The following is a 21,078-nucleotide window of genomic DNA, read 5'->3' on the forward strand; positions in this document are numbered from 1 at the left end:
ATGCTGAAACCTTAAAAGATATTAATACTAATACTATAAAGTAGGTTTTTTCTTTGTTTATTGTATATTTACATTTCAATCTAAATACTTAATTAAATGGGAATGATAGGAAACTTACTTCGAGCGAGTAAAACAAAACTTGAAAATTACATCAAAGATAGCGCTACTTTAGAGCATGATATTTACAATGAAAATGCGCCTTTAGATGTAACAATTATTGATATTGATAAAGCTTGGGATGGAATTGTTTTTTTACTAACGGGTGACAGTGCTTTAAATTCTCCAAAACACCTTTTTTATAAAATTTTGTTTAGTGGCCAAATAATTGATAATGAACAGGATTTAGGATATGGTCCAGCTCATTATTTAACACCTGAACAAGTCATAGAATTTAGTAACAAAATTTCTGAAATCACAACTGACGATTTAAGACAAAAATACGATCCGCAGAAAATGCAGAAATTAGAGGTTTATCCAGAAATTTGGGAACGTGATGGAGATGAAGCTTTTGATTACTTAAATGAATATTTTAAAGATATACAGCAATTTTACTCTGATGCTGCAAAGAATAAAGAAGCAATTGTAACTTATATTAACTAAATTAACTACTTCTTCAAATAAAATAAGAGCTCGATTATTAATAATCGAGCTCTTATTTTATTTACTTATGATTAACCATTCACAATTAATTCAAACTGGTTCCCAAAGTTCAATTTTATTGCCTTCAGCATCCATAATGTGTACAAACTTCCCATAATCGTAGGTGGCAATATCATCAAGTACCGTTACCCCGTTTTCTTTAAGCTGAGTGACAAGAGCTTCAATATGTTGTACCCGATAATTAATCATAAACTCTTTTTTGGAAGGCAAAAAATAAGGGTCATCTTTTTTAAACGGGCTCCATTGAAGTGATTCTACAACGTCTGGCGCATCTATTTTTCGGGATTCAAAAGTAGATCCCCAATCGTTGACTTCGATTCCTAAGTTTTTGGCATACCATTCTCTGGTTTCCTTCGGATTGTCTGAAAAAAAGAATATACCTCCAACTCCCGTTACTTTTGGAGTTTGGTCAGAAGAGGAGTGGTCGGTTTGATTTTTTTGGTCTTCCATAAGATTTGTTTTTAATACTAAGATAAAACTATTTTTTTTGGTAAAGTCAAAATTTAGCCCCTTTGAGGAGATGCACAAATTCTGCAAAAAAACTCCAATTAAAATCTCAATCACTCGAGTATGCCCTCTTTCAAAATGATAAAAAATGAATAGTAGAGATTAGTCAACGGATTTAATAAATCTAACACTATCATTCCTAATTGAATTCCAATCCCAAAGTTGTATTTGATTTAACAGAAAATCCTTTGTGAAAAAAGCACCCGCTTGTTCAAATCCAATCCAATCGTAGCCATCGTGTTCCTCTGATATTTTAATTTGATTTGTAATGAGTTCACTGTAGTAAATAATTCCTGTAATCTGACAATCATCGCTAGGCATATAATTCCAGGTGTCAATTACTTTAACAGGTCTGATCTCGAGATTTAATTCTTCTTTAATTTCTCTTTTCAATGTTTCTTCCGCAGTCTCTCCAAATTCCATTCTGCCACCAGGTAAATCCCATATTTTAATTCCCGCTACAAGGTTATAGACAGCTAAAAAAGTATCGTTCTTTATAATCAAAGCCTTCACTGAGAAGAACATTTGTTTCTTCATATCAATTTATTTTTGACAACATTATTAGTTGTTTTTCTAAAGAGATCAGTCTTTTAATCCTTTCCCTTCAAGAATCTGATCGATCACTTTTTCAACTCTTGATGCTCTGGTTGTAGAGTTTTTAGGAGATGAAAAATACAGTAAATAAGCACGTTGACGTCCCGGACTTAAAGCTTTAAAAGCAGTTTCTAAAGCCTTGTTCTCGTCTAACTTCTCTTGAAATTCTTCGGCCATCTTAAACTCGTCCGTTTTCTTTAATTTAACTTTTAAGCCTGCTTTTTCTACTTCGATAGCCTGATAAATATAGGTTTTCAAGATTGTTTTTTGAGCAACTATTTCTTCAAGATTGGCAAAGCGAATTTGTCGTGCTGCCTGTACATTTTCACTTTGATGGATAAGAATCTGATCGGTATCTGCCAATAAAGCACCTTTAAAAAACAAAAATGCACAGTAATCCTTAAAAGAGTGGATTAAAACAATATTGCTATCATGAAGAGTGTAGCAGGCGGTACCCCATTTTAATTCTTCGGTCAACTGGCAATCCAAAGCGATTTTTCGCAATTCGTCCAGTTCTTTCTGCCATTTTTCGGCATTCTCAAAATAAAAATCAACTTTTGGATTCATAAGCACAGTTGTTAAAATTCATTTAAACGTTCAAAGCCCCTCTAAAACCTCTTGCGGCATAATAAGAGTCAGCACCGTTGTGATAGACAAATACGGTATTGTAACGAAAATCAGAGAATAGCGCGCCTCCCAGTTTACGAATTTCAATAGGTGTGGCGATCCAGCTTGAGGTTTTAGCATCAAACTTACCGAGTTTTTGAAGCTGTTTGTATTGTACTTCATCTAAAAGCTTAATTCCCATTTCCTCAGCCATATTTATGGCACTTCCAGCAGGTTTGTGTTCTTTTCTTTTTTCTAAGGCTTCATGATCAAAACACAAACTTCTGCGGCCTTTTGGGCTCTCGGTCGAACAATCGAAGAAAGTATACTCGTTTGTTTCCGGATTAAAACCAACTACATCTGGTTCGCCTTCTGTTCTTTCCATCTCATCAAGGGACCATAGTTTTCCCGGATTTGCTTCCAGTTTTTTCTGAACGTCGTCCCAATCCAGGCCTTCGTGTCGGTTCATGTTATTTTCAAAACGAATTCTTAATACTTTCAATAATTCTTCACTTTGTTCTGCTGACAGTTTGTTTTTCATTTCTTTATATTTTAGGGGATAAATATTTTAATAAATGCTTTTGTTTTAGGGTTTACCAAGTCACAAAAAATTACGCACTCACTAAAGCTGTTTTTCTTTCTGTAGGTCTGTAGTACCAGGATACAATCGTAAGAACGATAAGCAATACCGGGCCGAATAATTCTTTTGGATGATCTCCGACAGCAAAATGTGAAAAAACGGCACCACTCATGGCAAAAAAGAACCCGGCATAAGCCCATTCTTTTAATAAAGGAAATTTAGGAATCAAAATGGCAATAACACCCAGTAATTTCCAAACTCCAAGCAGTGTTAAAAAATACAAAGGAAACCCCAAATGCTGTATCATGCCTTCCTGTTCTTTTATTTTTAACATTTGTACGATTCCAGTTGCGGTCATTCCTAACGCCAGCCATAATGTCGCAACCCAATAGATAATTTTGTCTCTTTTTTTCATGATTTTATAATTTAGTTTAAGTTAGATTTAATATTCTTAAAAAGATGTTTCACTTATTCAAAGCACATATAGACTGCTATATGTTAGAAATATATTTCTATGTGTTTAATGATTTTTTATTAATACACCCAACGTTTTAGTTTAGTTTATTAGCAATTTCCTGCAATCTGTTGTGTGCCATATTGATTCCCTGAGCAAAAGGCAGTTTTAACATCTGATCTCTGAGTGCAGCAGATCGGTAAATAATATGCATTTTTAGAAGGCTGGTTTCAGCTGTTACAGCTTCAAATTCAAGAAACTCAAGCTGTGGCGGAAAAGGAGAACCTTCCATTTCAAATGTTCTTGTGATTTTCTCCTCCGGAAAAAACTCGTGAATAACTCCATTGGCTTTAAAAACAACATTTCCTTTGGGATCTGAAGTTTCAAATTGCCAGCCTCCGTATTTTTTGTTCTCGAGCTTTAGCACTTTCGTTCCCATCCATTGTTCGACAATTTCGGGTTCGACATAAGCCATAAATAATAATTTCAGCGGAAGATCAAATTCTCTTGTAATTACTAAGTCTTGTTGGCCATCTTCGGCACTAATTTTTGTTTTTCGTTCCATAAATAGGTTATTGTTTTGGTTTATAGTTTTTCATGATAGTTTCCAGTTTGTTAAAGCGATCATCCCACATTTGGCGAAAAGGCTCTATAAAGTCGGCAACTTCTTTCATTTTTTTGGCGTTGGTGAGGTAGTAAATTTCTCTTCCATTTTGCGTTTGCTCCAACAACTCACATTCCGTTAATATTTGAATGTGTTTTGATATCGTTTGTCTTGACGAATCAAAATTTGCCGCAATAACCCCCGGAGTCATTGACTGGATTGCTACTAAGCTTAAGATTGCCCTGCGGGTAGGGTCGGCAATTGCCTGAAATACATCTCTACGAATTTCCATTATGCAGTTATTTGACTGCTAATTTAGTGCAGTTATTTGACTGCGCAAAATTTTTTACGATATTTTTTTAAAATATTTTTTTGTAATTACTAGATTACCAATGATTTCAATGCTTTTGGAGGATAGAGTTATAGAATAGTAGTAGGACAGATTGGAGTTAACGGTTTGCGATTTTTAGTTCCGTTCTGGCCAGAAAGAGTATAATTGCAATTTCTGCCAAAAAATAAAATACGGCTAAATAGGTGATATGGGTATAAAGATATAACAACAGGCCTGCTGTGAAACCACAATATAAAAGGTTTGCAAAAGCAATAATTTTAAGGCAACCACGCCAGTTTTCTTTGGCAAGCCAATAACTGGCAAACGAAGAAGCCATAAGCAGGCAGGCTAGAACAGCAAGAAGATAGAGTGTTTTTTTGGGTACGCCAAAGTAGATTTCCAATTCAACCAATACTACGCCCAATAAAAGGGTAGAGAATAAGGCTCCTAAACCATCGATTAGAAATATTTTTTTTGAATTTAAAGACATAGGTTCAATTGGGATTCATTTGTTAGCATGTATTAAAATTAGGTTTAAAATGCTAATTCACAAAAGTTAAGCAAAATAAAAACCACTCTTTTCGGTTTAAAAAGAGTGGTTTCGTTGTTTTAAGGTATAAAACATTATATTTTTTTGAGGGTAATTTTCATTTCTTTACTGTCCAGAATCAGTTGCTCTTCTGTAATAGTACTTTCACAAGGATAAGGAGTACCGGTTTCATCTTTAATTACTAAATTCTTTCCACCTTTTGTCAAAGCATAAGTACCATCATTAATTTCTTGTGTAAGAAATCCGGTCACGTGCCCGTCCTCAGTAAATGTTAGTGTACCTTGAGTTATAATTACATTTTTCAGAGAATCTGAAAGCGGCGTTTTAGGATCTACAGCAGTAATTTTCCAGGAGTTTACCAATTTATTTCGACTTTTATGACAAGAAACCATTAGCACTGTTAATAATGCAATTCCGAAGATAAGTAATTTAGATTTTTTCATGATTTTGTGATTAGATGTTAAACTACAGAAAATTACAAAATTTATTTTAATTAAAAATCTAAAAATCAAATATTTATAAAATTTGAGACTTCAAGTATCTCATTGTAAGCTAAAATCCAATAAACATTGCGGTTAGTAAAAAGTCTCAGTGTATGAGTGATTTATGATTTTGACGAGTTTAGGACAATTAGTTTAGTGTCAAAGCTCCCAGAATTTCTTCATACATAAACGGCCCGCCGGGGTATTTGGCAGTATAATCCAGATTCATCCAAACCTGACCACGCTCATCCATATGGTAATGAATCTTTTTACCATAACTTTCCTTCACAAAAAGAACATTTTTGATCAGGTAGTTTACTTTTTCTAAGTCGATGGCTGAACCAATAAGGATCTCAGGGTAAATATGTCCTTTGGTATGTATTAATCTCGGAGTTCCGCCAATAGATCGAATGGCAGCTGCCATCAAAATAGAATGATCGTCACAGTCACCGGAAAAATACTCTAATGACTCACTAGCTGTTGCAATATAATCACCTTCTTTAGGGTCATTAACATAATTCCAGCGACTGTTGATTTCCTTAAACACAGCAAAGCACTGAATAATAGTTCTGTAATCTGAATATCCTTTTAAACCTTTGAAATGTTTGGTAGTAGCCATTATTGCAAAATTCCGAACTTTTGGATTCTGATATTCTATCGCATTGATGATTTTTGATTTGTTGGGAAAAGGCAGCAGTTTAGCCACGATGATATCCTGAGGAAATGGATTGTCAGACATGGTATAAATCATCGAATTATAATCTTCAGAGATTTCGCTGAAACCATAATTTCCTATAACGGTTCCGTAAAACAAAACCAATAAATACAGGGCTATGCACAGTATAATGATAGTTCTGAGTAACATTAAAAGAAAGAAAACTGCAGCAAAAACAAATAAAAAGATAAAAACGCGATCTAAATTGAATTTCCATTCTAAATCGATCAGATTCTGATGTAATATGATAAAAATTGGAATCGTAATCAAAAGACTCAATAGCATAATTATAATCCTATCCCAAGGTGATTTCACCTGTAATTTGGATTTTAATTGCGGAAAGTCAATTTTAGGAAAATTTATCATAAGAATCAAAAGCAGTTTTTACAGCGCTTTTACGGTTTCAACAAAAGTACTTTTTTTATCAATAATTCCGAGATCAAATAACTGATTTTGAATTTTAATAAAAGCTTTCTCAGTTAGTTGCTTCTGAGACCACTGTGTTAGTTTTAACCATTCCTGAATGTCTTCTGGTTTTTGATTGAAAAGTTCCGATAAGGTTTTATCAATATTTGGAATCTCAGTAAAATCCTGAGTCGTTTTATTAATGATCTCCAGTATTTTTTCGACAATTTTCGGATTCTTTTTCAAAAATTCGTCTCTAACTGTTATTACAAAGGATGGCCATGGAGTAGGGCAGTCGCCAACTCTTCTGAAAATACCTTTATCCACCAGTGGTTTCGTCATGAAACGTTCCCACATAAAATAATCAGCAGTTTCGTTGGTCAAAGCTTCAACGGCTCCGTCAATGGTATTTATAATTTCAAACTGTAAATTATCGGTTTCCCAGCCGTGTTCATGCGCATTTACATACGCCATCAGCTGCGATCCTGAACCTAGTCTCGAAATGGCTGCTTTTTTACCTTTAAGGTCTTTTACCGTTTCAAAATTTGATTTTGCAGCGACGTGAATTCCCCAAATTAAAGGAGATTGTACGTAGATCTGAACTATTTTGCTGGGGTTTCCTGCTACAATATCTTTTATAATTCCTTCTGTTAAGATAACAGCAATGTCTGCTTCATCATTACGAAGCATCTGACACATTTTGCCGGTACCTTCCGGAATATCTTTCCATTGTAAATCGATATTTTCAGCTTCAAATTCACCATTTTCAATGCAAAGTTGCCATGGTAAATTGAAGTGCTCGGGAACACCTACAATTTTTACAGTTTTCATTCTGGTATAAGTTTAAGTTTGGTATGCGTAATTTAAGTTTATTTGGGGAATTAATTTTTCAACAAATCAGTTCTGTGTTTCTCAGAGAGGCAAGGCTCAGCAAATTCTATTATGGCATTGGATTCATATTCTGATAATATAATTTTTACCATTGAATAATCGATACTTTTTACAATTTCAACTGCAAGAAAGGTTTCGTTTAATGCTTCTGACAAGCAGTTTAAAGCTTTTAATTTTTCACGTATGATTTCTTTATCAAATTCTTTATCTAAAATCAGAACCTGAACGATTGAGTTTCCTGAATGTTCTATTGTTTCTTTGTGAATAAAACACTTTTCATTTTCATCATATTCTGCTCTAAAAGTATCATCAGTTGCAATTAAAGGCCCAAAAAAGGGAATATTATCCAGTTTGAAATATCCTTTTTCTAAATCTATAATTTCGGCCCACATGGTTTCTGAAACTATTTCTTCGAGATAGGTACTGTAATATTTGAACAGGATTTTTTTATGCGTTTCTGCCATTATTTAATTTGTATTTTTTTTATTGAACTAGTTGATTTCACTGATCACGGCTTTCAACGGCGATAGTACAATACGATAACCATCAGGATCTAAGAACATTTTACCATTCTCATTCCAAAAAGGATTGGTTGCAGTTAAGATTGAGATGTTGTGGTGTTCAATTCTGTCTATCAGTTCATTGTAATCTATAATTGATTTCGGGTAAAGCACAATAACATCATCTTCATCAAAGGTATGATTTGCTTTTGTTTTAGATTGTGTAAATTCAAAATGCCAGTCCAATCCGAGCATTCCAAGAAAAACACCATCGTAATTTTTATGATTCTGAAAGTTGCCCAAAACTTCAAAGCCAAGGACATTGACATAAAAATCAACCATTTTTTCAATATTATCGGTATGTCGGGCAACTCTTAAAAACATAAGCTAGGATCTTATCTGGTGAATATGGTGTTCTAAATGTTCTACATAATCGGTCATTAAGAATTTTAAATCAATTTCAGACCCATCACTTAAAATGATTGCATACTCTAAAGCTTTTTTATCAACCGTTTTCATAATTCTTACGATTTGCCGGTTGATAGAAAGCCAAAGCTGTGTCAGATCATAAATGTCCATGGTCTGATACTGATTTAAATTTACCAAATCCATTTGGTTATAAGGTCTGTGATGGTAAGGTTTTTTCAAATAATTAATTTCTGTAAACCGAACCAGATTATGAATTCCGGAATCAACCAAATGCCCAATAATTTCTTTTTTAGACCATTTTCCCAGGATTTTTGCTTCTAAAACTTCGTTTTCAAGAGAAGGGAAATAAGCAGTATTCTCATTCAGTAATCGTTCAAATTTTAAAATAGCGTTTTCCATGAAGTATTTAAATTTCCGAATGGACTAAGTTATTGAATTAGTTTCCTGCCAGTTTATCTAAAGTATAAGCAATAAGCGCGTCTACCGCTTTATAAGGATCTTCGCTGAAAGTTCCTGAAGCACGATTGGCGATGATAGCATTTAAAGATAAGGCGTTATGTCCTAAAAGTGCTGAAAGCCCATAGATAGCAGCAGTTTCCATTTCTAAATTGGTAATTCTTTGCTCATCAAAATTAAAATTATCCATTTTACTGTTTAATTCCTCATCCTGGATGTTCAAACGTAAAACACGTCCTTGTGGTCCGTAGAAACCTCCGGCTGTAGCAGTGATTCCTTTAAACATTTGATCCGATTCGATAATTTTCGCCAGTTTTTCAGAACAAGCAATTGCATAAGGCTTTCCTTTTCTAGCGTCCCAGTTCGTATGCTTGATAAAAGCTTCTTCGATATCAGCATTCGAAACGTCATCAATTAAATAAGAGCGAAGCATATTGTCTAGTCCCAATCCAAATTTAGACATCACAAAACTGTCTACAGGAATATCGGTTTGTAAAGAACCTGAAGTTCCAATTCGTATAATATTCAAAGAAGTCAGATTTTCTTTTGGCTGGCGTGTTTCAAAGTCGATGTTTACCAAAGCATCAAGTTCGTTTATCACGATATCAATATTGTCAGGACCAATTCCGGTTGACATTACAGAGATTCTTTTTCCTTTGTAAATCCCGGTTTGGGTTTTAAATTCTCTTTTTTGTGTTGAATATTCAATAGAATCAAAAAACTGAGTGATTTTTTCTACTCTGTTTTGATCTCCTACGAAAATAATATCGTGTGCTATATGTTCAGGACGAAGGTTTAAATGGTAAACACTCCCGTCCGGATTAAGTATTAATTCTGAATTTTGTATCATTTTTTTTTAAGGTTCTAAGTTTTTTTTAAGGTGCAAAGGAGCAAAGGTTCTAAGGTTCTGAGGTTCTGAGATTTTTGAAAATTCTATAATCTATATTCTATAATCTATATTCTATGAATCAGAAATCTGCAATCTAAAATCATCACCCGCCGACTCTTTTCGTTTTGAATCCTTTAGCTTTAAGGATTTCCATTATTTTGTCGCGATAATCACCCTGAATGATTATAGCCGAGTCTTTAAAAGTTCCGCCAACGCTAAGTTTGGTTTTAATTTCTTTGGCCAAAACTTTAAAATCTTCATCTGATCCTTCGTAGCCTTCGATTATGGTGGTGGCTTTTCCTTTTCGTTTTTCGAATTTGCAGATCATTGGTTCTTTTTGAATAAAAAGAACATGGTCTTGTTCCTGAATTTCTTCAGGTTCGTTGGATTCGACATGATCCGGAAACAAATTTTTTAATTGATCTTGTAAGTCCATGGTTTTTTATGCTTAAAATAAATTCCAATAAATATAGTATGTAAAAATTAAATTCCAAATTCCAATTATGAATTTGGAATTTGGAATTTAAAGATTGGAATTTAATTTATGTTTATTTTTTAATTAAACCTAAATCTACCAAGCGTTCGTATAAATAATCTCCCGCTGTAATATCTTCGAATTTCTTAGGATTCTCGTCATCAATACAGTTTTCTAGACAATCCAGTTTCATATCGCTTACCGGGTGCATGAAAAACGGGATAGAATAACGTGAAGTTCCCCATAATTCTCTTGGCGGATTAACTACCTGATGAATCGTCGATTTTAATTTATTGTTTGTATGTCTCGACAACATATCTCCAACATTAATCACCAACTGATCGTCTTCTGCGATAGCATCAATCCATTCGCCATCATGATTTTGTACCTGTAGACCTTTACCCTGAGCACCCATCAATAATGTGATAAGGTTGATGTCTCCGTGAGCAGCTGCGCGAATCGCATTTTCCGGCTCAGAAGTAATAGGTGGGTAATGAATAGGTCTTAAAATAGAGTTTCCTTCTTTGGCATACTGGTCAAAATAAAACTCATCTAAACCCAAATGTAAAGCCAGGGCTCTTAATACATAAACCCCTGTTTTTTCAAGCATTTGATACGCCTCTTTACCTACAACATTAAAACGAGGTAATTCGGTAACATTTACATTTTCAGGGTACTCCGTTGCATACTTAGAAGAAGCATCTACGTACTGGCCAAAGTGCCAGAATTCTTTTAAATCTCCCTCTTTGCGTCCTTTAGCATGTTCTTTTCCAAAAGATACATAACCTCTTTGTCCGCCAATACCGGGAATTTCATAATTATGCTTAGTTTCTATTGGCAAAGCGAAAAATTTTCTAATTTCGCTATAAAGCTCGTCTACTAACTGGTCGTCTAAGAAATGACCTTTTAGGGCTACGAAGCCAATGTTTTCAAATGCACTGCCGATTTCATTTACAAATTTTTGTTTACGTTTCGGGTCGTCCGAAAGGAAATCACGTAAGTCTACACTAGGAATGTTTTGCATACTTTACATTTTTATTTAAAGATAAAAGGCGTTCTAAGACCTTTCAATAACAAAGGTAGAGAATATTTTAGAATTGAATTTTAAAAGTTATACTAAAATTAAAATTTTCTAACAAAAAGCTATAAAATTGTTATATTTTTCTATATTTGAAATACTAAAAACTAACCGCTAATGATCTTTTACAGACAAGACCTAACTGATACTCAATTATTAGACTTATATAAAAAAATCCTAAAACCGCGACTCATCGAAGAAAAGATGCTGATTCTAATTCGTCAGGGAAAAGTTTCTAAATGGTTCTCGGGAATCGGGCAGGAGGCAATCGCAGTAGGAGTTACCTCTGTTTTAGATGACTCAGAGTATGTGTTGCCAATGCATCGAAATTTAGGTGTTTTTACCAGCAGAAACATTCCGTTACACCGTTTATTCTCGCAATGGCAAGGAAAAGCAAATGGTTTTACAAAAGGAAGAGATCGCAGTTTTCACTTTGGTACTCAGGAATACAATATTATAGGAATGATTTCGCATTTGGGTCCGCAATTGGGGATCGCAGACGGAATTGCTCTCGCACATAAACTTCAAAAAGATAATAAAATAACAGCTGTTTTTACAGGTGAAGGCGCTACTAGCGAAGGTGATTTTCATGAGGCTTTGAATATAGCTGCTGTTTGGAAACTACCTGTAATGTTTGTCATCGAAAATAACGGTTACGGATTGTCGACGCCAACAAACGAGCAATATTTTTGTGAGAATCTGGCCGATAAAGGTATAGGTTATGGTATTGATAGTTATATTATTGATGGAAATAATATACTGGAAATCTATAATAAGCTGGCGCAATTGAAAGAGGAGATGCAGAAAGATCCGCATCCTGTTTTGTTGGAGTTTAAAACCTTTAGAATGCGTGGTCACGAAGAGGCGAGTGGTACAAAATATGTTCCGCAGGAATTAATGGACGAATGGGCTGCCAAAGACCCAGTAGTGAACTATAAAAAATATTTAGTTGAGACAGGCGTGCTTACTCCCGAATTAGATGAACAGTTACACAGTACTATTAAACAGGAAATTGATGAGAATTGGGCAATTGCCAATGCAGAGCCAGAAATCGTTCCTACCTATAGTGATGAATTAAATGATGTTTATAAACCCTATACCTATGAAGAAGTTAAAGCAGATTCAGAAGTAGAGAATATTCGATTCATTGATGCGATAAGCAGTAGCTTAAAGCAATCTATGGAGCGGCATGAAAATTTGGTTCTAATGGGCCAGGATATTGCAGAATATGGTGGAGCGTTTAAAATTACTGATGGTTTTGTAAAGGCGTTTGGAAAAGAACGCGTCCGGAATACACCAATTTGCGAGAGCGCAGTAGTATCTGCAGCGATGGGGTTATCGATTAACGGTTTCAAAGCTATTGTAGAAATGCAGTTTGCCGATTTTGTTTCTACAGGTTTTAATCCAATCGTTAACTTACTAGCCAAATCTCATTACCGTTGGGGTGAAAAAGCCGATGTTGTCGTACGTATGCCATGCGGAGGCGGAACTCAGGCTGGACCTTTTCATTCGCAGACTAATGAAGCGTGGTTTACTAAAACACCTGGTTTAAAAGTCGTTTATCCGGCTTTTCCGTATGACGCAAAAGGGTTATTGAATACCTCAATAAATGACCCAAATCCGGTTTTGTTTTTCGAGCACAAACAATTGTACCGAAGTATATATCAGGATGTTCCTGCAGGATATTATACCATTCCGTTAGGGAAAGCGGCCTTGTTAAAAGAAGGAGAGTCCGTTACTATTATCGCTTTTGGTGCTACGGTGCATTGGGCGTTGGAAACGTTGAGTAAAAATCCTGATATAAAGGCTGATTTAATTGATCTTAGAACATTACAGCCTTTGGATACCGAAACTATTTTTAATTCGGTTAAAAAGACAGGAAAAGTGATTATTTATCAGGAAGATACTTTGTTTGGTGGTATTGCCAGCGATATTTCGGCTTTAATTATGGAAGAATGTTTTGAATATCTGGATGGTCCTGTAAAAAGGGTAGCCAGTTTAGATTCACCGATTCCGTTTACGAAGGCCCTCGAAGATCAATTTTTACCTAGGAATCGTTTTGAAGGTGTTTTGTTAGAATTATTGAAATATTAATTACAAATAGTAAATTGTTTTGCATAAAGAACATTTTTTTTATCTTTAAACCATAAAAAAAATAACTTATGAAAAAACTGTTTGTTTCATTTTTTGCAATTACGGTACTTTTTTCCTGTAATAAAAGTGGCAAGTCTAACGGAGATAAAGAGTTAGATATAAAATTCGACACCTACAAGGATCGCTTTGTTACTGATTTATGGAAGATTAACCCAGGCTGGGCTTCGGGGGTTGGTTATCACAAACTAGACAGCATTTTGGTTGTTCCGGATGCATCTGAGGAAAAAAGACAACTTGATTTCGCTAATGCACAATTAGATTCTTTAAAACAATTTAATCCTGAAGATTTGTCTGATAATAATAAGACCGATTTTCAGATGATTAAAAATCAATTGGAGGCTACTATTTTTAGTGTAAAAGAACTAAAATCGTCTCAGTGGAATCCTTCTGAATATAATGTCTGCGGAGCATTTGCAGAAATTCTAAACGGTAAATACGATACTCCGGAAATTCGTTTGCGTGCTTTCAATGCTAAAATGAATAATGTTCCGGCTTATTATGAAGCAGCAAAAAAGAATATTAAAAATCCAACTGTAGAACATACAGAACTTGCTATAGCACAAAACCTTGGAGGTTCTACTGTTTTTGACGTGGATTTGGCTGCAGCTTTAGAAAAAAGTAAGCTAAGCTCTGTTGAGAAAAAAGAAATGCTGAACAAAGGTATAGTTGCTAAAAAAGCAATTGCTGACTACGTGGATTGGTTGAAAAAATTACCGAATAAAACACCTCGTTCTTTTAGACTTGGATCGGAATTGTACGCTAAAAAATTCAATTTTGATATCCAATCGAGCTATACAGCAGAGGAGATTTTTAAAATTGCAGTAGATCATAAAAAAGACTTACATGAAAAAATGTTTGTTCTGGCGGATAAACTTTGGAAAGAATACAAAGGAAATGAGCCAAAACCTGCAGATAAACTGGATTTAATCAAACAGGTAATTGATAAAATCTCTTTGCAGCACACTACACCGGAGAAATTCCAATCTGAAATTGAAAAACAAATTCCGGAACTAACGGCTTATGTAAAAGCAAAAGATTTATTGTATATTGACCCTTCAAAACCGCTGGTAGTTCGCAAAGAACCTGCTTATATGGCTGGAGTTGCGGGAGCTTCGATTTCGGCTCCGGGCCCTTATGATAAAAATGCCAATACCTATTATAATGTAGGAAGTATGGCGGGCTGGACAGCTGAAAACGCAGAAAGCTACTTACGCGAGTACAATGATTATATTTTACAGATTTTAAACATTCATGAAGCTGTTCCGGGGCATTACACCCAATTGGTATACAGTAACCAGTCGCCAAGTATCATTAAATCTATTTTAGGAAATGGTGCAATGATAGAGGGCTGGGCTGTTTACGCGGAGAAAATGATGTTGGAAAGCGGTTATAAAAATTCTGATGAAATGTGGTTGATGTATTACAAATGGAATTTAAGAGCAACTTGCAATACTATTTTAGATATTAGTGTTCATACTAAAAATATGTCTAAAGAAGCAGCTTTGGATTTGTTAACCAAAGAAGCTTTCCAGCAACAGGCTGAGGCAGATGGAAAATGGAAACGTGTTACTTTATCGCAAGTACAGCTGTGCTCTTATTTTACAGGATATACAGAAATCTACAATTTAAGAGAGGAACTTAAAAAGAAAGAAGGAGATAAGTTTAATCTGAAAAAGTTTCATGAGAAATTCTTAAGTTTTGGAAGTGCTCCTGTGAAATACATTAAAGAATTAATGTTGTCTGAGGAATAAAAATAACAATGATTCTATATTTTAGAATCATTGTTTATATGATTTTGTTTTATCTGTGTATAAAACATTTTTTTGAGAGTCGCATCTAACAGGTGCATTGTAAAAAGACTAACAGGTTATTGTAACCAGTTAGTCTTTTTTATTTTTTCGACCTTTTGAACTAAATATTTTTGGACTTTATTTCGGATTTGATTAAATCACTTTAAAACTATTAGTCTACACCATAATTATGTCCTGTGTAAGTTGATAAAAGATGAATTATTATTGGATCAAGAAACTCAATGTTTTCATCATTAATTTGCAAAGACATTTTGGAGCTCCAATACTTTACTTTTAAATCAGCTATTTTAGTTGTAGTCGAATAATAAGAAAAACTAGTTTTGAAAGAAAAGAGATTCTCATTTGTTTTTCTTATTTTTTTATTGATATCAAAGAATAAATTTAGTTCCGTAATTTCACTTATATCCTTTGTTTTTTGCTTATTCTGAAATAAAATTTTATACTTCGGAGAACTGAAAACAGGCTCATAACTTTGCAGTTCTAAAATTAGATCATTATTAGAATTAAAAATTTTAACTAAATTCTTTCTTAACCAGTTAAACTTTATAGTGGAATAAAACAATAATTCATCATTTTTATAAGCAAAAAAACTTTGCTTTTTATCTTCAGTAAATTCTATGGTCATTTAAAGTATTTATTTCGAATTCGACTCCAGTTCAAACAACTGTACCTGACTTTTCAATCGGTCGATCAATAAATTCATCATTCTTTTGTTTAAGCTTGAAGAGTTTTGAATATATGTTTCATATTCTTCAATTGTAAAGAGAGCAATTACAATTCCTTTCAGAGAATTTCGAAACTTAATGTCCTTTTGAATGGAGTTTTCGATAACCTGAAGTTTCTTTTCGACCGTATAAGAATAGAAATCAGCCTTATTTTTATTGACATAGTTGATGAAAACCGCAATAAACAAATCATTCTGAAGTTTTAAAATAGGTCTAATGGTTTGATTTTGAAACAACTCGTCTGCTGAAGATTGAGCACTTATTGTTCCTAAAGTTTCGCCTCTGAATTCTTTTAAAAAAGTGTCTCTCGCTTCCATGTTTTTTCTTTAAATTTAGAAAAAATTCTGATACAAAATTTTTTATTCAAACTAAATATTATGCGATTTCATACCAGAAAATGGGTCAAACCCGAAGATTTAAATCCAAACGGAACATTATTTGGCGGAAAGTTACTCGCCTGGATCGATGAAGAGTTGGCACTGTATACGATTATTCAATTAGAAAACACCAGAGTCGTAACCAAGTACATGTCGGAAATTGATTTTAAAAGTTCTGCCCGACAAGGGGATATTGTTGAAATTGGAATAGATGTTGTAAAATTTGGAAATACTTCATTAATTCTAAAATGTGCAGTACGTAACATGATGACCCGAGAAATCATCATTACCATAGACAAGACTACAATGGTTAATCTCGATGAAGAAGGTAAACCTAAAGCTCACGGAAAAACTCAAATTGAATTCGTAAAAGACCGTCTATAGTTCTTTTATATCTTATACAGCATAAACCTTCTAAAATGACTAAAAAAAATATACTCGTTACTTTATCGTTTGTTTTTCTACTGTCCTGTAATTCAAAAGAAAACAAAGAAATTTACAATCATGCCGTTTATCGTGCGGTTCACAAAGGTGATACAGCAGTCTTAGATATCCATATAAACGACAAGAGATTTTACGGTCGTTATGAAATTTTCTACCATAAAATTGGTAAGGATTCTGGAGATGTAAGAGGAAACATTAAAGGTGATACTTTAAGAGGTGACTTTCATTTTATTTCCAATGGAGGTGGCTGGAGAAGAATTCCGTTGGCTTTACTGAAAAAAGAAAACAAATTTATTTTAGGGAAAGGGATAATTGGTACCTATATGAATCTTCCTCTTTTTGTACCTGAAGTACCCATAGAATATAACGAATCAGGGTTTGTTTTTGAAAAAGTTAAGAAATAAACTTCAGTCGCAGTCTCAGTTTTCAGTCTCAGTATAAAACTGAAAACTGAGACTGAAGACTGAGACTGAAAACTAATCTAAATGCCCAATTTTCGAAGGCAATTCGAATATCTCAAGGTCGAAGTATTCTACAGAAGCCATAACATGGTCAAAAATATCAGCCATAATATATTCGTAGTTGGCCCAGCGTTTATCGCTCGAGAAAGCATAAATCTCTAAAGGAACTCCATTTGCACTCGATTGCAACTGACGGCACATCATGTGCATGTCTTTGTTTAAACCCGGATGTGTTATCAAATACTGCATGATGTATTTTCGAAACAATCCTAAGTTAGTCATATTGCGTCCATTAAGCGCTAAGGTTTTATCGACACCACGTAAATCATTGTATTTATCGATTTCGGATTGTCTGGTTTCAATATAAGAAGCGATCAATTGAACTTTTTTCATCTGATTTAAATCCTCATCATTCAGAAAACGAATACTGCTGCTTTTGATCAAAATATGTCTTTTAATACGTCGTCCATCTGACTTCTGCATACCGCGCCAGTTTTGAAAAGAATCAGAACTCAAAGCATAGGTTGGTATTGTGGTAATCGTATTGTCAAAATTTCGGACCTTAACAGTCGTCAGGTTAATCTCGATAACATCTCCATCCGCACCAAACTTATCCATCGTAATCCAGTCACCAATGCGAACCATATCGTTTATAGCTACCTGAACACTCGAAACAAATCCAAGAATAGTATCCCTGAAAATCAAGATGATAATAGCCGAAAGTGTTCCTAAGATGGTCAGTAATTCGCCTTGCTTGATTCCAAATAACTTTGAGATAATAATGGCAACTCCAAAAATCCAGAGCACGATCATAATAACCTGAACGAAGCTATCAATAGGTTTATCGCTGTATTCCGGTTTTTGTTTTAAATAATCACGTAAGGCATTAAAAATGGTTCTGGTAATCCACAATCCAAGCAAAACAATATAAACACCAACGATTTTTCCAAAAACTGACTCCCAGTATTCGTACTTATCCAGAATAATTGGAACTGCCTTGTAAATAAAGAAAAACGGAATTAGGTATGCCGTGTATTTGGTTGTTTTATTGTGAATCAGATAATCATCAAATTTTGTTTTAGTACGCTGAGCGAAAACAGCAGTCAGTGTAACCAAAACAAATTTTGCCAAATAATAAATAGCATAAGCCAGTATCACCATGATGGCGATATTAAAGATCAGGCTGACATAAGAAGCCATATTGCGGCTCATGCCCCAATCTCTAAAAATAGGGTATAAAAAATTAAATATTTTATCCAAAAGTCTAGGCATTATTCTCCAGGTATTTTTTTTCTACATAAAAAGTTCCAAACGGAATAAGAGAGGCGATCTGTATAATTGCAAAGGTTTTTAAATCCCAATTTTGTGGTTTTTTAAGTAAAAATGCCAACAGCACATATCCGATAAATAAAACGCCATGAGTCATTCCTAATGGACGTAACAGGGTATGATAAAGTTCAGGATTATTGGTTTTGATGAAAAGCATATTGGTAAACAATACTAAATAAGAGATTCCCTCTAAAATTGCAGTAACTTTGAAAATCTTGAGCATATTCTATTTTTTGAGTTTAATACAAGCAAAATTAAGTATTATCGTTGGTTTTTGCGGTATGAATCAGGAAAGTAATTTACTTTTGTAACCTTAAACTTTGACAATGAGTAAACGTGATTTAAAAAAATACCTTGCTGAATTAAACAAAGAGCAGCTCGAAGAGCAAATTATCGAATTGTATGAAAAGTTTAATCCTGTTAAAGTGTATTATGATTTTGCTTTTAATCCAAAAGAAGATAAATTGCTACAGGAATGTAAGGTGAAAATTTCGCACGAATATTTTCCAATTAAAAAAGCTGGAGCCAAGAGACGCCCTAAAGCAAAACTCCGTCGTTCGGTAGCGCAGAAATACATCAAACATTTTATGCTATTAGGAGTAGATCCTTTTGTTGTGGCAGATATCATGCTTTACAATATAGAGATTGCGCAAACGTATTCGTCACAAAATCCGGTGAAGCAGGAATTGTTTTACAAAAGCATCCTGAATTCATTTGAACAAGCTGTGAATTTTTCAATTTCCAACGGAATTTTGCCTGATTTTAAAGATAGAATTATTGCCATTGAACAAGAAACTCTTCAACAAAAATGGAAAAATAAGTATGATTTTGAGGCAATTTTAGAGAAAATTGATTAATAAGAGTAGTTCTCATAAAAAATCTTATTTAAAAAAAACATTTATTTTAGGTTAAAATAAAGTGAAAAACTGTTTTTTCGGTGTATTTTTGCAAAAATCCAAAAATAAACAATGTCTCAAAACACTTTAGAAATAGAAAGAGAAGAGAAAAAAGAACTTTATGCATATCAGAAAGGCGATATCGATGCCATTTTTGAACGTTTAGATAATGCTCCTTCGAAACATCATTTATTATATCAATTACCTACTGGTGGTGGAAAAACAGTGATTTTTTCCGAAATCGTTCGTCGTTATTTAGCTAATAATGATAAAAAAGTGGTTGTTCTAACACACCGTATCGAACTTTGTAAGCAAACTTCAAAAATGCTAAAAGGGTTTGGTGTTTCTAATAAAATTATTAATAGTAAAGTAAAAGAGTTACCGGATCAAAACGATTTTTCATGTTTCGTGGCGATGGTGGAGACATTGAAAAACCGTATCAACGACGAGAAGTTACATTTAGATAACATTGGTTTGGTTATTATTGATGAGGCGCATTACAACTCATTCCGAAAACTATTAAACTCATTCAAAAATGCTTTTATTCTTGGAGTAACTGCAACACCTTTGAGTTCAAACATAAAATTACCAATGCACCAGAGTTACAATGAACTTATTGTGGGTGACACTATTAGTTCATTGATTGACAAAGGATTTCTGGCGCGTGCAACTACTTATAGTTATGATGTTGGATTAACGTCACTTAAAGTTGGTATCAATGGTGATTATACTGTAAAATCATCAGATGATTTATATACAAATACCATCATGCAGGAAAAATTACTGCATGCTTATACCGAACGTTCGTTAGGTAAAAAGACCCTAATTTTTAATAATGGTATTCATACTTCGTTATACGTGTATGAAACTTTTAGAGAAGCAGGTTATGATATCAGACACCTTGATAACACGAGTAGTTCTGAAGAGCGTAAAGACATCTTGCAGTGGTTCAAAAAGACTCCAGATGCGATTTTAACTTCTGTAGGGATTTTGACAACTGGTTTTGATGAGCCAACAGTTGAAACGATTATCCTAAACAGAGCAACAAAATCATTAACTTTATACTATCAGATGATTGGTCGCGGATCTCGTAAATTACCTGGAAAAGATGAATTTACAGTGATTGATCTTGGTAATAATGCTGCTCGTTTTGGTCTATGGAGTGAGCCGGTAAATTGGCAACACATTTTTAAATCACCAGAGTTTTATTTAGAAAACCTACGTGATGACACAGAGATCGAATTGTATTTCAAATACAGCATGCCACCGGAATTACGTGCTAAATTCAGCAAAACAGCCGATGTTACTTTTGATGTTGATGAAGAACATAAATTAATCATCAAACAAAATTTACGATCCAAAGTTGTATTGGATAAATCATTGGAGCAGCATGCTGCGATGTGTGTTGATAATACAGAAACTTTACAAGAAGCAAAATCATTAGGTAAAGAACTTGATGATGATATAGAATGCCGTATCAAACGTTATGCAAAATGCTTAAGCCAATGTAGTAAAAACTACCGTGAATGGCTGGTTGACGATTACAAACTAAAATTAGTTTTACTGATTGGTAAAAAGTATCGTGAAAAAATCATGAACGAACCGGACGAATAGAGATATTTTGTTTCAGGTTTAAGGTTTCAAGTTTTTTGGAATCTAAACAAAATTATATTTT

The 21,078-nt window shown here is 34.0% G+C and carries 28 protein-coding genes; 7 read left to right on the forward strand and 21 right to left on the reverse strand.

Features of this window, described 5'->3' with window-relative positions; genetic code table 11:
* The first annotated feature begins 102 nt into the window (after positions 1–102).
* Positions 103–600 (forward strand): YfbM family protein, encoded by a 498-nt coding sequence (locus tag FLA105534_RS19995; RefSeq protein WP_173967848.1) that lies wholly within the window; start codon positions 103–105, stop codon positions 598–600.
* 90 nt (positions 601–690) lie between these two features.
* Here FLA105534_RS19995 and FLA105534_RS20000 read toward each other — a convergent pair whose 3' ends face one another.
* The 17 genes from FLA105534_RS20000 to FLA105534_RS20080 all read right to left on the reverse strand — a co-directional run bounded on the left by FLA105534_RS20000 (position 691) and on the right by FLA105534_RS20080 (position 11,152).
* Positions 691–1,110, reverse strand: coding sequence for a VOC family protein (locus tag FLA105534_RS20000; RefSeq protein WP_173967849.1), 420 nt, complete (start codon positions 1,108–1,110; stop codon positions 691–693).
* Between the two features lie 159 nt (positions 1,111–1,269).
* The gene (locus FLA105534_RS20005; RefSeq protein WP_173967850.1) at positions 1,270–1,704 is read right to left on the reverse strand and encodes an NUDIX hydrolase; all 435 of its coding nucleotides are present in this window, start codon (positions 1,702–1,704) and stop codon (positions 1,270–1,272) included.
* A 45-nt stretch (positions 1,705–1,749) separates the two neighbouring features.
* Positions 1,750–2,328 carry a YdeI/OmpD-associated family protein gene (locus tag FLA105534_RS20010; protein WP_173967851.1) on the reverse strand — a complete coding sequence of 193 codons (579 nt, stop codon included), beginning with the start codon at positions 2,326–2,328 and terminating at the stop codon, positions 1,750–1,752.
* A gap of 22 nt (positions 2,329–2,350) precedes the next feature.
* Complete coding sequence (locus FLA105534_RS20015; protein WP_173967852.1) at positions 2,351–2,908, reverse strand: DUF4256 domain-containing protein; 558 nt, start codon at positions 2,906–2,908, stop codon at positions 2,351–2,353.
* A gap of 70 nt (positions 2,909–2,978) precedes the next feature.
* Positions 2,979–3,362, reverse strand: a complete 384-nt coding sequence (locus FLA105534_RS20020; RefSeq protein ID WP_173967853.1) for a DoxX family protein — start codon at positions 3,360–3,362, stop codon at positions 2,979–2,981.
* A 136-nt stretch (positions 3,363–3,498) separates the two neighbouring features.
* Positions 3,499–3,966, reverse strand: coding sequence for an SRPBCC domain-containing protein (locus FLA105534_RS20025; protein ID WP_173967854.1), 468 nt, complete (start codon positions 3,964–3,966; stop codon positions 3,499–3,501).
* 7 nt (positions 3,967–3,973) lie between these two features.
* The gene (locus FLA105534_RS20030; RefSeq protein ID WP_173967855.1) at positions 3,974–4,297 is read right to left on the reverse strand and encodes an ArsR/SmtB family transcription factor; all 324 of its coding nucleotides are present in this window, start codon (positions 4,295–4,297) and stop codon (positions 3,974–3,976) included.
* 157 nt (positions 4,298–4,454) lie between these two features.
* Positions 4,455–4,826 carry a hypothetical protein gene (locus FLA105534_RS20035; protein ID WP_173967856.1) on the reverse strand — a complete coding sequence of 124 codons (372 nt, stop codon included), beginning with the start codon at positions 4,824–4,826 and terminating at the stop codon, positions 4,455–4,457.
* 134 nt (positions 4,827–4,960) lie between these two features.
* Positions 4,961–5,329, reverse strand: coding sequence for a hypothetical protein (locus FLA105534_RS20040; protein ID WP_173967857.1), 369 nt, complete (start codon positions 5,327–5,329; stop codon positions 4,961–4,963).
* A gap of 187 nt (positions 5,330–5,516) precedes the next feature.
* Positions 5,517–6,449 (reverse strand): transglutaminase, encoded by a 933-nt coding sequence (locus tag FLA105534_RS20045; RefSeq protein ID WP_173967858.1) that lies wholly within the window; start codon positions 6,447–6,449, stop codon positions 5,517–5,519.
* Between the two features lie 18 nt (positions 6,450–6,467).
* Positions 6,468–7,319 carry a substrate-binding domain-containing protein gene (locus tag FLA105534_RS20050; RefSeq protein WP_173967859.1) on the reverse strand — a complete coding sequence of 284 codons (852 nt, stop codon included), beginning with the start codon at positions 7,317–7,319 and terminating at the stop codon, positions 6,468–6,470.
* Positions 7,320–7,369: 50 nt separating this feature from the next.
* On the reverse strand, positions 7,370–7,843 hold the full coding sequence (locus FLA105534_RS20055; protein ID WP_173967860.1) for a DUF4265 domain-containing protein: 474 nt from the start codon (positions 7,841–7,843) through the stop codon (positions 7,370–7,372).
* A gap of 27 nt (positions 7,844–7,870) precedes the next feature.
* The gene (locus tag FLA105534_RS20060; RefSeq protein ID WP_173967861.1) at positions 7,871–8,263 is read right to left on the reverse strand and encodes a VOC family protein; all 393 of its coding nucleotides are present in this window, start codon (positions 8,261–8,263) and stop codon (positions 7,871–7,873) included.
* Positions 8,264–8,266: 3 nt separating this feature from the next.
* Positions 8,267–8,707 carry a DinB family protein gene (locus tag FLA105534_RS20065; RefSeq protein WP_173967862.1) on the reverse strand — a complete coding sequence of 147 codons (441 nt, stop codon included), beginning with the start codon at positions 8,705–8,707 and terminating at the stop codon, positions 8,267–8,269.
* 37 nt (positions 8,708–8,744) lie between these two features.
* Complete coding sequence (locus FLA105534_RS20070; protein ID WP_173967863.1) at positions 8,745–9,614, reverse strand: nucleoside phosphorylase; 870 nt, start codon at positions 9,612–9,614, stop codon at positions 8,745–8,747.
* Positions 9,615–9,756: 142 nt separating this feature from the next.
* Positions 9,757–10,089, reverse strand: coding sequence for a translation initiation factor (locus FLA105534_RS20075; protein WP_173967864.1), 333 nt, complete (start codon positions 10,087–10,089; stop codon positions 9,757–9,759).
* Positions 10,090–10,201: 112 nt separating this feature from the next.
* A complete protein-coding gene (locus tag FLA105534_RS20080) occupies positions 10,202–11,152 on the reverse strand; it encodes an isopenicillin N synthase family dioxygenase (protein WP_173967865.1) in 951 nt (316 codons plus the stop codon).
* Positions 11,153–11,323: 171 nt separating this feature from the next.
* On the opposite strand from FLA105534_RS20080, the gene FLA105534_RS20085 reads away from it, so the two are divergent.
* Positions 11,324–13,300 carry an alpha-ketoacid dehydrogenase subunit alpha/beta gene (locus FLA105534_RS20085; protein ID WP_173967866.1) on the forward strand — a complete coding sequence of 659 codons (1,977 nt, stop codon included), beginning with the start codon at positions 11,324–11,326 and terminating at the stop codon, positions 13,298–13,300.
* Positions 13,301–13,368: 68 nt separating this feature from the next.
* Positions 13,369–15,111 (forward strand): DUF885 domain-containing protein, encoded by a 1,743-nt coding sequence (locus FLA105534_RS20090; protein ID WP_173967867.1) that lies wholly within the window; start codon positions 13,369–13,371, stop codon positions 15,109–15,111.
* A 211-nt stretch (positions 15,112–15,322) separates the two neighbouring features.
* Here the strand turns inward: FLA105534_RS20090 and FLA105534_RS20095 are convergent, their stop codons facing one another.
* Together FLA105534_RS20095 and FLA105534_RS20100 are read right to left on the reverse strand one after the other, a co-directional pair.
* Complete coding sequence (locus FLA105534_RS20095; RefSeq protein ID WP_173967868.1) at positions 15,323–15,796, reverse strand: hypothetical protein; 474 nt, start codon at positions 15,794–15,796, stop codon at positions 15,323–15,325.
* Positions 15,797–15,805: 9 nt separating this feature from the next.
* Positions 15,806–16,213 (reverse strand): glyoxalase, encoded by a 408-nt coding sequence (locus FLA105534_RS20100; RefSeq protein ID WP_173967869.1) that lies wholly within the window; start codon positions 16,211–16,213, stop codon positions 15,806–15,808.
* A gap of 60 nt (positions 16,214–16,273) precedes the next feature.
* On the opposite strand from FLA105534_RS20100, the gene FLA105534_RS20105 reads away from it, so the two are divergent.
* Both FLA105534_RS20105 and FLA105534_RS20110 read left to right on the forward strand, forming a co-directional pair.
* On the forward strand, positions 16,274–16,657 hold the full coding sequence (locus FLA105534_RS20105) for an acyl-CoA thioesterase (protein ID WP_173967870.1): 384 nt from the start codon (positions 16,274–16,276) through the stop codon (positions 16,655–16,657).
* 35 nt (positions 16,658–16,692) lie between these two features.
* Positions 16,693–17,121 (forward strand): hypothetical protein, encoded by a 429-nt coding sequence (locus FLA105534_RS20110; protein WP_173967871.1) that lies wholly within the window; start codon positions 16,693–16,695, stop codon positions 17,119–17,121.
* Between the two features lie 72 nt (positions 17,122–17,193).
* Here FLA105534_RS20110 and FLA105534_RS20115 read toward each other — a convergent pair whose 3' ends face one another.
* Positions 17,194–18,450, reverse strand: a complete 1,257-nt coding sequence (locus tag FLA105534_RS20115; RefSeq protein ID WP_173967872.1) for a mechanosensitive ion channel family protein — start codon at positions 18,448–18,450, stop codon at positions 17,194–17,196.
* Complete coding sequence (locus tag FLA105534_RS20120; RefSeq protein ID WP_173967873.1) at positions 18,443–18,730, reverse strand: DUF3817 domain-containing protein; 288 nt, start codon at positions 18,728–18,730, stop codon at positions 18,443–18,445. Before FLA105534_RS20120 ends, FLA105534_RS20115 begins: the two co-directional genes overlap by 8 nt.
* A 103-nt stretch (positions 18,731–18,833) precedes the next feature.
* Between FLA105534_RS20120 and FLA105534_RS20125 the strand changes: the two genes are divergently transcribed.
* Together FLA105534_RS20125 and FLA105534_RS20130 are read left to right on the forward strand one after the other, a co-directional pair.
* The gene (locus FLA105534_RS20125; protein WP_173967874.1) at positions 18,834–19,364 is read left to right on the forward strand and encodes a DUF6155 family protein; all 531 of its coding nucleotides are present in this window, start codon (positions 18,834–18,836) and stop codon (positions 19,362–19,364) included.
* Between the two features lie 111 nt (positions 19,365–19,475).
* The gene (locus FLA105534_RS20130) at positions 19,476–21,017 is read left to right on the forward strand and encodes a DEAD/DEAH box helicase (RefSeq protein WP_173967875.1); all 1,542 of its coding nucleotides are present in this window, start codon (positions 19,476–19,478) and stop codon (positions 21,015–21,017) included.
* The last annotated feature ends 61 nt before the right edge of the window (positions 21,018–21,078 follow it).

The sequence above is a fragment of the Flavobacterium collinsii genome (assembly GCF_902804485.1).
GTDB lineage: Bacteria > Bacteroidota > Bacteroidia > Flavobacteriales > Flavobacteriaceae > Flavobacterium > Flavobacterium collinsii.

What these genes read in the sequence shown, in the direction of transcription:
- FLA105534_RS20070 (WP_173967863.1), bottom strand. Translation starts at nt 9,614, where the DNA reads ATGATACAAAATTCAGAATTAATACTTAATCCGGACGGGAGTGTTTAC.
- FLA105534_RS20015 (WP_173967852.1), bottom strand. Translation starts at nt 2,908, where the DNA reads ATGAAAAACAAACTGTCAGCAGAACAAAGTGAAGAATTATTGAAAGTA.
- FLA105534_RS20085 (WP_173967866.1), top strand. Translation starts at nt 11,324, where the DNA reads ATGATCTTTTACAGACAAGACCTAACTGATACTCAATTATTAGACTTA.
- FLA105534_RS20080 (WP_173967865.1), bottom strand. Translation starts at nt 11,152, where the DNA reads ATGCAAAACATTCCTAGTGTAGACTTACGTGATTTCCTTTCGGACGAC.
- FLA105534_RS20115 (WP_173967872.1), bottom strand. Translation starts at nt 18,450, where the DNA reads ATGCCTAGACTTTTGGATAAAATATTTAATTTTTTATACCCTATTTTT.
- FLA105534_RS20120 (WP_173967873.1), bottom strand. Translation starts at nt 18,730, where the DNA reads ATGCTCAAGATTTTCAAAGTTACTGCAATTTTAGAGGGAATCTCTTAT.
- FLA105534_RS20130 (WP_173967875.1), top strand. Translation starts at nt 19,476, where the DNA reads ATGTCTCAAAACACTTTAGAAATAGAAAGAGAAGAGAAAAAAGAACTT.
- FLA105534_RS20075 (WP_173967864.1), bottom strand. Translation starts at nt 10,089, where the DNA reads ATGGACTTACAAGATCAATTAAAAAATTTGTTTCCGGATCATGTCGAA.
- FLA105534_RS20055 (WP_173967860.1), bottom strand. Translation starts at nt 7,843, where the DNA reads ATGGCAGAAACGCATAAAAAAATCCTGTTCAAATATTACAGTACCTAT.
- FLA105534_RS19995 (WP_173967848.1), top strand. Translation starts at nt 103, where the DNA reads ATGATAGGAAACTTACTTCGAGCGAGTAAAACAAAACTTGAAAATTAC.
- FLA105534_RS20035 (WP_173967856.1), bottom strand. Translation starts at nt 4,826, where the DNA reads ATGTCTTTAAATTCAAAAAAAATATTTCTAATCGATGGTTTAGGAGCC.
- FLA105534_RS20040 (WP_173967857.1), bottom strand. Translation starts at nt 5,329, where the DNA reads ATGAAAAAATCTAAATTACTTATCTTCGGAATTGCATTATTAACAGTG.
- FLA105534_RS20090 (WP_173967867.1), top strand. Translation starts at nt 13,369, where the DNA reads ATGAAAAAACTGTTTGTTTCATTTTTTGCAATTACGGTACTTTTTTCC.
- FLA105534_RS20025 (WP_173967854.1), bottom strand. Translation starts at nt 3,966, where the DNA reads ATGGAACGAAAAACAAAAATTAGTGCCGAAGATGGCCAACAAGACTTA.
- FLA105534_RS20030 (WP_173967855.1), bottom strand. Translation starts at nt 4,297, where the DNA reads ATGGAAATTCGTAGAGATGTATTTCAGGCAATTGCCGACCCTACCCGC.
- FLA105534_RS20050 (WP_173967859.1), bottom strand. Translation starts at nt 7,319, where the DNA reads ATGAAAACTGTAAAAATTGTAGGTGTTCCCGAGCACTTCAATTTACCA.
- FLA105534_RS20100 (WP_173967869.1), bottom strand. Translation starts at nt 16,213, where the DNA reads ATGGAAGCGAGAGACACTTTTTTAAAAGAATTCAGAGGCGAAACTTTA.
- FLA105534_RS20105 (WP_173967870.1), top strand. Translation starts at nt 16,274, where the DNA reads ATGCGATTTCATACCAGAAAATGGGTCAAACCCGAAGATTTAAATCCA.
- FLA105534_RS20125 (WP_173967874.1), top strand. Translation starts at nt 18,834, where the DNA reads ATGAGTAAACGTGATTTAAAAAAATACCTTGCTGAATTAAACAAAGAG.
- FLA105534_RS20010 (WP_173967851.1), bottom strand. Translation starts at nt 2,328, where the DNA reads ATGAATCCAAAAGTTGATTTTTATTTTGAGAATGCCGAAAAATGGCAG.
- FLA105534_RS20110 (WP_173967871.1), top strand. Translation starts at nt 16,693, where the DNA reads ATGACTAAAAAAAATATACTCGTTACTTTATCGTTTGTTTTTCTACTG.
- FLA105534_RS20065 (WP_173967862.1), bottom strand. Translation starts at nt 8,707, where the DNA reads ATGGAAAACGCTATTTTAAAATTTGAACGATTACTGAATGAGAATACT.
- FLA105534_RS20095 (WP_173967868.1), bottom strand. Translation starts at nt 15,796, where the DNA reads ATGACCATAGAATTTACTGAAGATAAAAAGCAAAGTTTTTTTGCTTAT.
- FLA105534_RS20020 (WP_173967853.1), bottom strand. Translation starts at nt 3,362, where the DNA reads ATGAAAAAAAGAGACAAAATTATCTATTGGGTTGCGACATTATGGCTG.
- FLA105534_RS20000 (WP_173967849.1), bottom strand. Translation starts at nt 1,110, where the DNA reads ATGGAAGACCAAAAAAATCAAACCGACCACTCCTCTTCTGACCAAACT.
- FLA105534_RS20045 (WP_173967858.1), bottom strand. Translation starts at nt 6,449, where the DNA reads ATGATAAATTTTCCTAAAATTGACTTTCCGCAATTAAAATCCAAATTA.
- FLA105534_RS20005 (WP_173967850.1), bottom strand. Translation starts at nt 1,704, where the DNA reads ATGAAGAAACAAATGTTCTTCTCAGTGAAGGCTTTGATTATAAAGAAC.
- FLA105534_RS20060 (WP_173967861.1), bottom strand. Translation starts at nt 8,263, where the DNA reads ATGTTTTTAAGAGTTGCCCGACATACCGATAATATTGAAAAAATGGTT.